Here is a 12,549-nt window from a genome sequence, read left to right as displayed (position 1 = left end):
TTAGTACAGTATGTGTGGTTACACATATTTATAGTTAGAGGAACCACGTTGACAATTAATGCTATTGAGTTGTTATATGATCAATTAGTACCAAGTTTATCACTTTGATAGAATCGCTTTCGACTATAAATATCTTTCTTATTCTCAGAGTTATTGCTCTTATAACACTTATAATTACCCGCTAATCTTATAAATAAATCTGCCATGCCTAAATTTAATTATCTTCAAAGAAGAAAATACCAATACCGTACTTTATCTGAAATAATTTAACATGATAGCATCGTTATTAATAGCAAGACTGTCTCTAGGAAAACCGCCTCATCATATGGGCAGAATCGATAAAAAATTACTCAAGTAAGTGAGGACATAGCAAAACAATCAAATTAAATATAAAAAAAACTAAACGCCGTTACCTAGCCGCTGCCCGATGTCCAAATCCTGCAATGCCAATAAACATATCAGCCATAGCCACCCCACTACATGTTCACATGTTTAACAGCTAAGATCGTGGCAATCACCTCATGTAACAAATGTGCTTCCTATCACAAAGAAAACACACCGTCAAGCCATATTAATTCAGGATAAACCTTCACATTCACCACATCTAAACCGAAACGCTATTCTTCGTTCATAAGTGACAATAATTCTAATTATAAATAAATCACCTTCACACTACATACATAGTAAGTAGCTTTCTGTACCGTACTAAGTTATAACACCGCGTTTGAACATACAAGTCCCCTGATCTGTTCCTCGATTTACTTACCACACTTACTCTCGTCTAATCTCTTGCACGTATACATCCTACCTCTATACTCTACACAAAAACCAAAGTCGCAATTTCAAGTTAGTCACCCAGGTATCTCCAATTAATCTTTAATGTACCATGTTCCAAGCTTCTTTATATTTACCGGGGCACCTCACAATCTTCCAGGTAATGTAAATTATACAGCAACTAATTTCAAATTTTGTACTGACTCTTTATCCAAGATGAATTCTCTACCTATACTATCTCCATCCGCATTTTATACTACCCTATCTCCATCCGCATTTTATACTATCCCATCTGCATTTATCTGTGATGTTTGATCTGTGATGTTTTAGACTATTTTGTTAAGGTGCACACCGAACTATAATTATGGCAAAGGTATCCTGAGATACTATATTCTCCCATAACACTTCTCACAAGGCTCCTAGTCTCTTTAACTCCATGAATAGCTGCCTCTTCCTAGCCCCTAATCTCAATACCTCTATCCTTATCTCTATCTCCCTTGCTCTTGCTACAGCTACATCTCTATCTAGCTCTAACACCTCTTTATCCATCCATTTATCCATTGCTACTCTCAACTTTTCCTTTATCTCTTTTACAAGCACTACCGCCTGCTCTAAATCTAGTTCTAGCAAACGCCCACGCTCTATCTCGCTACGTAGTTCCAGCTCTACCTCTTTGGCCGTCAACCCTGTTCTCTCGATTGCTGCTGCTGGTTGTTGGCACCTAGCTCTCTCTAAATCTAGCTTTAGCTCCAGATCTCTAACCCTCTCTTTAGCTTCTTTCTTTTGCAAGCGCAACTCTCCCTCTCCCACGAACTTCTCTACCTTTTCTAGTCTCTCTCTCTCTTTCGCCTTTTTCTTTTCTAGCTTCTCTTCCTTTTTCGCCGCTTTCTTTTCTAGTTTCTCTTTCTCTATCGCCGCTTTCTTTTCTAGTTTCTCTCTCTCTTCCGTCTTTTTCCTTTCTAATATCTCTCTCTCCTCCGCCTCTTTCCTTTCTAGTCTCTCTCTCTCCTCCGCCTCTTTCTTTTTACGATTCGCCTCCCTCTCTTTTAATTTCTCTAGAGCACGCGCCTCCCTTTCCCTAACTCTCTCTTCTTTCCTCTCTCTCCCCTCTCTCTCTTTATCCTCCTTCCTAATTAACCTTACAGCGGCTTTTGCAGCTCTTATCTCCTGATCCGCCGTGATTCTTCTCGCCACCTTCTCTTCCCTTATTCCTCTCAATATCTCCGCACTCCTTATAGCTACCTCTTCCATTCTCTCTGCAGGTAACCCACTTACCAAAACTCCCTCGCCCCTTTTCGCCATCCTAGTGCCCTGTCTCACCGTTTCCTCTAGTAACTCTTCTACCAAATCTTCATCCTCTATTACCGTAACCTCAGGTGCTACTGCAGGTGCTTCTATGCTACTCATCAGAGCTAGTATTAATTCTTCATTAGTTGCTATAAGAGAAGCAATATCTTCGCAACCAATGACAGTTCCTTCTGGGATTAAACCAGCTCTTTCCAGTCCTTGATTGCGCAATAAATCTTTCCGCATTTCTGAAAGTTGACTTACCATTTCTAAAACGACAATAGACTGTGGAGTACCACAAAACATACCTCGAAGTAGCACTTGACCAGGGTACATTCCCAGCCTTGATGCTAAATCCGGTGCCAACATGAAACCTCCATCAGAGCCTGATGCACTCTGTTCTAATACACCCGGCACCTGATCAACCACAGTACCTACATCTTCTACCACCACTACCTCTGGTGAACTTGTCACTTGCCCATGTGTACCCACATCTTCCATTACCACTGCCGGTACTGCTATAAATGAAGGTGCTTCTATACTAGCCATCAGAGCCTGTACTAATTCTCTATTGGTTGCTATAAGAGAAGCGGTATCTTCGTAATCAATGCCCGTTCCTTCCGGGGCTACACCAGATCTTTCTAGTCCTTGATTGCGCAATAAATCTTCCCGCATTTCTGAAAGTTGACCTACTATTCCCAAAACAATATCAGACTGTGGAGTACCCCAAAACATACCTCGAAGTAGCACTTGACCAGGTTGCATTCCCAGCAATTGTGCTAAATCTGGTGCTAACACAACCCCCCCGTCAGAATCTCTGGCACTCTGTTCTGCTATGCCTGACACTTGCCCGTGCAAAGTACCTATATCTCCTACTATCACTGCCATTTGTGCACTTGATTCTTCTTTACCACAAGCAGTACCCACACCTCCTACTGCCATTGCTGATGCTACTGCAATTGGAGGAGGTGCTTCTACGCTATCCAGCAACGCTTGTATTGCAGCTGCATTAGATTCCATAAGATCAAGGATATGACCGTAGCTAAGTTGAGCGGAAGAACTAGTTCCCTCCCCTGATTGAAGGCAAAACAACCTTTCCTGTTCTTTTAAAAGTTGAGCAGCTAAATCTGATGCATGAGGAGCCTGCGGGGTACCATAAAACATACTTCGAAATAACATTTCACCAGGACGCATCTCCAACGACCGCGCTAAATGCGGCGCCAATAGAAATCCTCCTGCCTCGGCAGTCCTTATACTTTGTTCTAATTCCAATGCACTTGACGGTTGTGCCTCCTCATCTAAAGAACTTCGTCCATAGTTACCATCAATATCACTTGCTTCACCACTTGTGCTACTCAATTTCCGCTTCATCAGTATACAGACCTTATTCTCTTGTTTTTTATTCTATTCCATTAACATCACATCACAAACATATCAAAAATAACTAGATCACAAAAATAATTTAGTTAACTTGCACAGGCATCACATAATACTTATATGTAAACTACGTCCAAGTGAATTGTTTAGCACTCTTAATCAGCAAAAACTCTCTTTCAGCCAGTACTGACCTACATCCATTAGATCTAGTCATTACAATCACCTGATAGTAAGACTGCTACTTGATTGCTACTTAATAAAGCTAAATTATTTTTTATCAATCATCACAGCTTGGGAAATAATTTAGTTAATTACCAAAGATATGTATATGTTGTAATTTATGTGTAAAAATATGTTTGTTATTTGTGTGGAATTATGATACTAAGCGCAATATATCCGGAATAATAAAAATTAATTACTACTCATGAATGAGTATTAACATGGCCATGGCATGTTTTTGTCTGATCCTTTTCTTATTACACATGCCAAACGTTGATTCTCAAAACAACACATTATCAGCAAATGATACGCCAAACTACAACTGCAACACTTTACTACCTGGTATTTTACTTGCAAGTACACAATCTATTTCCTGGCAATTTACTAAGTGTAAGTGCATTATGCACCGCTTACAAAGCTTACATCATTAGTGCTACATGAACAGCCGCTAATTCTCTAAGCCATCCTTGGTACTCTTGCTGGCTGTTATAGGTAATACAACCACCATCTTCTACTTTTTACTAATTAATCGTAGATATTATTTACGATTACTCAACCTCTTTCTTTACTTATTTCTCTGCTTACGCTATTACTATTACCGTCAATATTGTCTCTTCGTTTCTGCAGATCATCCATGCCACCAAACTACAGATTCTATTATAAGCTCCCATGATAAACCTTCTACTAGTGTAATATATGTTAAGGTCTCATGAACGTCTAAAAACTTACCCCACTAAGAACAGTGCGGCAGCACGTATGTTTAATAGGTTATCTAGCTCTTGTGCTTCTGCTATTATTCGCTATCTAACTAGCTCTATATCTTTCTGGGTCTGCCTGGCTCTGTATAACTAACCTATCTCTATCACTAGCTGTCTCATTTTCATTTTCGCCACTTGCTCTTAAATTTTCATCCTGTTTCAATCTCCTCTCTCTGTCGCCTTCCCACCCTTACTGTCCCTTTCTCTTTTCGCCTCTATCTCTTTTTATCTTGCGTAAAGCACGCACCACTATCCTCGCTATCTTCAGAAAGACTCTCTAGCTCTGCTGCAGCTTCTTCCTTTAACTTCGGTTAACAACTCTCTCCACACTAATTATTCTACGCTAACATCACTTCTACAGGTACCCTTCTGCGCTACCCATCAGCATTTGGATCAAATAAATTCTTCGTTAGTAACTTAAGTTTGAACTATCAGTGGGTGATTAATCTATCAAAGTGATAAACTTGGTACTAATTGATCATCTAACAACTCAATAGCATTAATTGTCAACGTGCTTCCTCTAACTACGCGTAACCACACATACTATAATGGAATCATATGCATAACATCACTAAACATCAACTTCCATGTTACACACACTCACCCTACCCTGCTATCACCCCTTATAGAATCGCTTTCGACTATAAATATCTTTCTTATTCTCAGAGTTATTGCTCTTATAACACTTATAATTGCCCACTAATCTTATAAACAAATCTGTCATGCCTAAATCAACTATCTTCAAAGAAGAAAATACCGATGCTGTACTTTATCTGAGATAATTTAACATGATAACATCGTTACTCATGGTAAGACTGCCTCTAGGGAGGCATGCCTCATGTGGGAAGAATTGACAAAAAATCCTAAAGTAGGTGAGGACTTAACAAAACAACCAAATTAAATATGAGGAAAACTAAACATCGCTACCTAGCCGCTGCCGAATGTCCAAATCTTGCAATGCCAATAATAATCTTTGTACTGACGTCAACATAACAGCCGTAACTGCCCTACGACAGTTCACATATTTAACAGCTAAGATCGCAGCAATCACCCCATGTAACAAATGTGCTTCCTATCATCTAATTATAAATAACCACCTTCGCACTACATACATAGTAGCCTTCTATACCGTACTAAGTTATGACACCGCTCTAGATAAGACACCTCTCAACAAAACAGATTACTTTGACAAATGATCTTAAGAAGTTGAAAATAAAAGTTTCCTGATCTGTTCCTCGATTTAATTACTCACTACACCTACTTTCACCTAATATAATGCGAGTATAACTTTTACCTACATACAGAAAACAAAATTGCAATTTCAAATTAATCATCTTTGTATCCCTAACTAGTATTCATGCTATATGAGAGCATTGCGATTACCACAAACAACACAGTTCCCATATCTACAGTTTCTTATGTTTCTTGTGTCACTCTTCATAATATTACATGTAACATAAATTATAAGGTAATTAGTCTCAAAATTTATGCTAACTCTTTATCCAAGATAAATCCTTTTGCATTTATCTACGATAATTGGTTAGACATGTAAGTAACAATTCTTAAACTGATACACTTCCTAACAAGAAGCGCACTAACGCACTGGACTACAATTATGGCAAAAACATCCCGATACTACAATCCCCCATAGACTTACTAGTATGTAACTTATTTACTCGCCATTTACCAAATACATTAACTGCCTATACTCGACAGTCTATTTAATTCTTGTGACAGCTGTTTCTTCCTCTCTTTTACCTTCACCATATCTATCTTTATCTCTACCTCTCTTAATTTTGCTAAAGCTATATCCCTATCTAGCTCTAACACCATTTTATGCATCCCTCTATCCATTGCTATTCCCATCTCTCTCTTTAGCTCTTTTATACGCGCCACCACCTGCCCTAACTCTAGTCTTAGTTGGCGCTCTCGCTCTATCTCTCTACTTAGTTCTAGATTTACCTCTTCGACTGTCACCCCTACTCTCAAGTCAATTGCTGCCGATGAATATAGATACCTAGCTCTCTCTTCCCTTAGAACTATCTCTAACTCTCCAGCCCTCAATCTCGCTTCCCTCTTCTGCACACGCAACTCAACCTCCTTTGCACGCTCTTCTTTCCTCCTCTCTCTCGCCTTTATCCTTTCTAATTTCTCTTTCTCTTCTGCCTCTTTCTTCTGTTGTCTTTCCTTCATCTTTCCTAGTTTTTCTAGTCGCTCTCGTTCACGCGCCTCTCTCTGCTCTTTTACTCTAGCATTAGCTATCGCCAATCTCTCCTCTCTTGCTATCTCCGCTCTCACCAATCTCTCCTTTCTTGCTATCTCCACTCTCTCTAGCTCTGCCGCTTCCTCCTCCTCAGTCATCTCTCTAATCTCTGGCAATACCTCACCTTCCTGCCTCGCTAACTCTTTATCAGCTTCCATCCTTTGCTGCTCTAACTCTCTAGCAGCTTCTGCCAACTGTCTCTCTTCCTTCTTCTTTAATTCTCTAGCAACTTTTCTCTCCTGACTTACTCTAACTCTCGCAGCTTTCTCTTCAATTAATCCCCTAACTATCTCTGCACTCCGTATCCTTATCTCTTCCATTTTCTCTGCCGATATCTCACCCAATACCACAACTTTTTTGCCACTTTTCGCTACCATAGTGTCCTGTTTCACTGTTTCCTCCACCAACTCTTCTTCCGAATCTATTACCACTACTGCCGGTGCTACTACAGGTGCTTCTATACTACTCATCAGAGCCAGTATTAATTCTTCATTAGTTACTATAAGAGAAGCAGTATCTTCACAACCTACGCCAATTCCTTCTGAAATTAAACCAGCTCTTTCCAGCTCTTGATTGCGCAATAAATTTTCTCGAATTTCTGAAAGTTGATTCACCATCTCTAAAACAATATTAGATTGTGTGGTACCATAAAACATACTTCGACGTAGCGTTTGTTCAGGGTACATTCCAAGCCTTAGTGCTAAATCCGGTGCTAAAATGAACCCTTCATCAGAGGCTGATGCACCCTGTTCGGTTACACCTGGCGCTTGACCAAACACAGTACCTACATCTTCTGCCGTCACTGCCTCTGGTGCACACGAAGCTTGACAATACATAGCATCACTTTCCCCTACTACCACCTCCGGTACTACTGCAAATGAAGGTACTTCTACGCTGTCCATAAGCGCTTGTATTGTTGCTGCGTTATATTCCATAAGAGCAAGAGTATCAACATCGCTTCTAGATTGAACAGCAAAACTAGTTCCCTCTCCTAGTTGAAGGCTAAGCAAAACTTCCTGTTCGTTTAAAAGTTGAGCCACTAAACATGATATATGAGAAGCCTGCGGTGTGTCATAAAACATACTTCTAAATATCATTTCACCAGGTAACATACCCAACGATTGTGCTAAATGTGGCGCTGGTAGGAAACCTCCTGACTCAGCAGATCCTATGTTCTGTTCTAATACCAATGCACTTGCCGGTTGCACCTGATCATCTACACCACCTCTTTCATCATTATCATCCAGAATACTTGCTTCACTACTTGTGCTACTTAATTTACGCTTCATTAGTATAAAATCCTTACTTTCTTGTTTTTTCTATTGATAACACACCATGTAGACAAATCTCTCTAGACAAATCTCTCTACAATCAATATCAAGCTTGTTTTTTAATTTAATACACCTTTTAGAACAAATGGCATATATGCTAAATAAAATACTGTCAACAAAAATATACAGGTCCAGGCACATGTAAAAAATAATTTCGTCAACTATAAATGAGAAATATCACCTACGAATTAGTTTAACCTATATATAATAAAATAGAATAGAACACGATTAGCACTACGAGTTAGTAAAAACTATTTTTTAGCTAGTACTGCCCCCCTACATTAGGTTAGATTATAATAACTACCTTTGTAGGATTACTGATGACAAAATTAAAAGTCTTTATCAATTAGCATAGTTTCAACAATTTTTCAGATTTAATTTAAAGAAAGAAGCACAATATAAAAACCTATTTGATATATTTTGTGTGTATGCTTAAAAATTTTCATGTAATTAATTTTAGTTTGAGGAATTATTTAAGTGTAAAAATAGGTAACTATTGTTTACGCATAAAACATACCTAATAGCACCAACAGCAAATTAGTTCATCTCAACTAATCTTGCTTCAGTGTCTAAAATTAAATGATTGTGCTTAATCTAATGCATACGCCTTTGTAATCTTAATAATTATTTATTGCTCAGATATTGCTTTTAGGTTAATTTCATTTAACACTAATAATTACTAATAAAGAAGTGATGCATTAATACAACTGTTTTTGCTATACTTATTTTTGAGCAAACAATCACAAAACATTATGATTCATAAAATAATTTAACAAATACAACAACACTGTTTTAATAATGTACTTGTCGATATAGAAATTATCCAATTTATGCTTTCAATAAAAATACTAAAGTAACCAGTGCCTCAAATATTATTGTCAATAAAGACAGAGTAGTACCTAGAACAATTGGGGGAGTAAAATATGATGATATATTGCTAAAATAACTAAAAAAATTACATTTCCTAGTTTTGATTTACTTTCCTTTAATTCAGAACAAGTAATTACATGCATTACATATTTTAATCGAAGCCGTAATTTTTTTATTTGCTCATAAATAATAATTATGATTACACTGCAAATTACAATTATTTCTTGCACTTACTTACTTACTATATCTAATATAAATGATCCTTCGTCCCACACAGATAATGATGATCTAGGTAAAATACTTCTTAACAATAGATTGCTGCACGTAAAAATTAAGTTCTATTGCCGAGCAGTTATATATTACAAAAAAAGAATAGACAACAAGCAATGCCGTTCTTATAGTTCCTGCTTTTATATTTTTTGTGGTATCAACCTCCAAGGCAATAGAGACTCTCCAGAAATTGGTCTTGAATTTCGTGCTCTAATTATTCACCAGAACAAATCTTTCATCCATACCATCTGTATTTTCTGTTATATTCCACTATGATGCCTTGTTTTTGGGTCTGTTACGTACGTAAACCACTGTTAAAATGATACGCTTCTTAACAGAGTACACACCAACCTAGTGGAGATAAATTTGCACTTAATTGCAACCCTACCTAAGAACTATGTACATCGTACAAGTACTAAAGAGGAGTGTATTAATCCTGAGTGCAATTGCCTGCCTATTATAGCGTTACAACTTAATACTTGATTTACAGTAAATCACTTAATATTCGTATCGTGAGAGTAGAGTCTTTCCCTGTATATTTGAAACACTTATTCCATTACTGTTCCTTACTATTCTATCATTCCCATCACCTATCTTCCCATTTAATATCTCTTCTACTATTTCTAACCCTAATCTTGCTCTACAACTCCCAACCCATCTAACTCTGAAAATGTCCTTTCGCTCTTACCACCGCTCTAGATAACTCTATCTCCAGCTCTAACTATCTTACTCTTGCTAGAGCTCTACCTACATTTAGCTCTTTCAGTCTATCTCTATATTTGGACATCAAAACTAGTTTCCTCTCCTGATTAAAGGCAAAACAATCCTTCCTGTTCTTTTAAAAGTTGGGCAGATAAACCTGATGATGCATGAGGAAAATGCGGGGGGTGCTATAAAACATACTTCGAAGTAGCATTTCATCAGGACGCATCCCCAACAATCGTGCTAAATGCAACGCTAACACAAATCACCCTACCCCATAAAATCCTGTATTTTGTTCTAATTGTAATACATTTTATGGTTGTGACTACTCGTCTAAAGAACCTCATACATCGTTACCATCACACCATCTTCACTACTTGTGGTACTTAACTTCGGTTTCACCGGAAGAGTCCCTATTCTTTTGTTTTTTTACTCTCTTCCGTTGGATACCACACGTTGTAGATAAGTCCATCTACAACCAATGTTAAGCTTTCTCTTTTGACTTAATTATCTCTTATAATACATGTACATACACACTAATAAAAAAACACTCCCCCAAAAAACATACAAACATACCAAAAATTCCCCTTCAACTACCATCACTACCAATTATCAATTAGGTCCAGTTATTCCAATCATATGCGTAAGATTAATAATAATGGTATATTAATGATAATAAATAGCTACGTTCTTTATCAATCATCATAATTTTATATTTGTGTAAATATGTTTGGTGTTTTTGCGGGACTATGGTACTAAGGCAGGAAATGTCTGGAAAAATAATTACTACTCACAAATGAGATTGACATGGCTACGACACGTCTTTGCCTAATCTTTTTTGTCACTCCTATAACTCACGTAAATGTCGATTCTTAAACTAATACACCGCCAGCAGATGGTACACTAAACTACAACTGCAGTAACAACACTACGACTCCTTACTACCTATAATTTCACTCGCAATCACACAATCTATCTCCCAGCAACTTCCTGGCAGCTTATTAAGTGAAATGCACTCATGTGTACTACTTCCAATACTTAAATATTACAGCGCTACATAAACAGCTACTAATTCTCCAAAAAAAACAAACCACACAATGGGAATGAAATAATTTGTTCTATTCCCAGCACCCTTGCCAGCTGTCATAGGTAAAACAACCAACCTCTTCTACTTTTTACTAATTCATCGTAGACATTGTTTACTATTACTCAACCTCTATTTTTACTTCTTTCTCTGCCTACAATATTATTATTATCGTCAATACCGTCCCTTTGTCCCTGCAGATCGCCGCCCCACCACTGAAGAGATTCTACTCTAGGCCCGACCGAGTCCAAGCACGACGCACGTGTGTCAACACAAAACACATCCCACGGCAGTCCCCATTTTACTAAATTACACAACCCACTCCTAACTGAAACCATACTTCAGAGTTAGTATCCACTCTAAATTCGGAGAAACTGTATTTTCCCACGTATCCGAACACCTCACCCACTCATTCCCTTATCACAACCATCCCTGATTCATAACCCACCCTGACCCTAGCTTTCTAGGTCGCTCTCCAAACTAAACACACACCCCACCTTTATCTATGAACTACTAAGCACAGACGCGCCCCAGCCCAACTGGCGCGCGCCCTCGCGATACGTATAAATAACACAACTAGCTCCAGACCTTTTTAGCCCTCACTTTCCCCCTTTGCATGCTTGCTACCACTACCCCCCATTTCTCCCGCTCCTCCTCCGTTCCCCTCTGCCTCACTCCTCCTACGCTTATTATCCCTCATTAGTCTTACTCTCTCTGTATCATCTGTTGACGGTGCGTTAGTTTAGGAGTTAGTGTTTACGTGTAAAGTAGGTGCGGCAAAAAAGATTAGACAAAAGTAAATATAATTTGCTATGGCTGTGTGTTAATCCAATTTGCTGGTAGTAATTATTTTTATTACTCTAGATATCTTCCACCTCAGTGTCAGGAATGATTCCGCATAAATACAAACATACTTACACAAATAACTTTGCATTTTAGGTAACTAAATAAAGCTTTTTCAAGCTACAAGCTATTATGATTAATAAAAAAGGTTGACTAAAAATTTGGTTTTTAGCCAAATTTCAGCAATCTTACCATCACCAGTAATTTTACGAAGATGATAGGAATAACTGGATCTTTTTCCTCTAATGGCAAGGGATAGTCTGCTTTAATGAGAGTTTCTGCTGGCCTAAGCTAGGTGTATTTGCTTATATGAATGCCCTACATATTTACATACGACTACTTGGTGCTGTGTTTTCTCTGTAGATAGTTTGCGGGATTTTGTATGTGCGTGGCTTTTTGTTGGGGGTGTTTTTTTATTGGCTTGGGTTTGCGTGTGTTCTGGGAGGTGCAGGTGTATTAAATAAATTAAAAAATCAAGCTTGTCATTGATTTCGGGGTTGTATGGTGAATTGTTTGCGGTGTGTGGTACAGATAGATAGAAGAAAATAAAATAAGGAGGACTACTAATGGAACGGAGATTAGGTATCTCAGGCGGTGGGTCAGTTTGTGGTGGTGGCGATGTACAAGAGGATGAGGGTGGGGGGTCATCAGGTGCATTAGAGCAAAGCACGGAATCTTCTGGTTCAGGTAGTGGGACATTAGAAGGAGGTGGTTCTGGAGGGCTGTGTAAGCCTGATCCAGAGAGAGCGGCAATGAGAGCAGCGATGAGGG

The 12,549-nt window shown here is 38.3% G+C and carries 3 protein-coding genes and 1 pseudogene; 1 reads left to right on the top strand and 3 read right to left on the bottom strand.

Annotated elements, in window-relative coordinates; all coding sequences use genetic code 11:
- Nucleotides 1–1,182: 1,182 nt before the first annotated feature.
- From A6733_RS08025 to A6733_RS08015, 3 genes are all read right to left on the bottom strand, one after another.
- Nucleotides 1,183–3,432 carry a hypothetical protein gene (locus tag A6733_RS08025; RefSeq protein WP_092460811.1) on the bottom strand — a complete coding sequence of 750 codons (2,250 nt, stop codon included), beginning with the start codon at nt 3,430–3,432 and terminating at the stop codon, nt 1,183–1,185.
- Between the two features lie 2,678 nt (nt 3,433–6,110).
- A complete protein-coding gene (locus tag A6733_RS08020) occupies nt 6,111–7,967 on the bottom strand; it encodes a hypothetical protein (protein WP_092402755.1) in 1,857 nt (618 codons plus the stop codon).
- Between the two features lie 3,093 nt (nt 7,968–11,060).
- A complete protein-coding gene (locus A6733_RS08015) occupies nt 11,061–11,273 on the bottom strand; it encodes a hypothetical protein (protein ID WP_092402851.1) in 213 nt (70 codons plus the stop codon).
- Nucleotides 11,274–12,344: 1,071 nt separating this feature from the next.
- Here A6733_RS08015 and A6733_RS08010 point away from each other — a divergent pair.
- Nucleotides 12,345–12,549: pseudogene (locus A6733_RS08010) on the top strand (hypothetical protein); the annotation flags it as partial.

The organism is Candidatus Ichthyocystis sparus (genome assembly GCF_900078745.1).
Classification (GTDB): Bacteria; Pseudomonadota; Gammaproteobacteria; order Burkholderiales; family 2013Ark19i; genus Ichthyocystis; species Ichthyocystis sparus.
The sequence above is the reverse complement of the archived record's forward strand: the minus strand, read 5'-3'. Positions and strand labels throughout refer to the sequence as shown.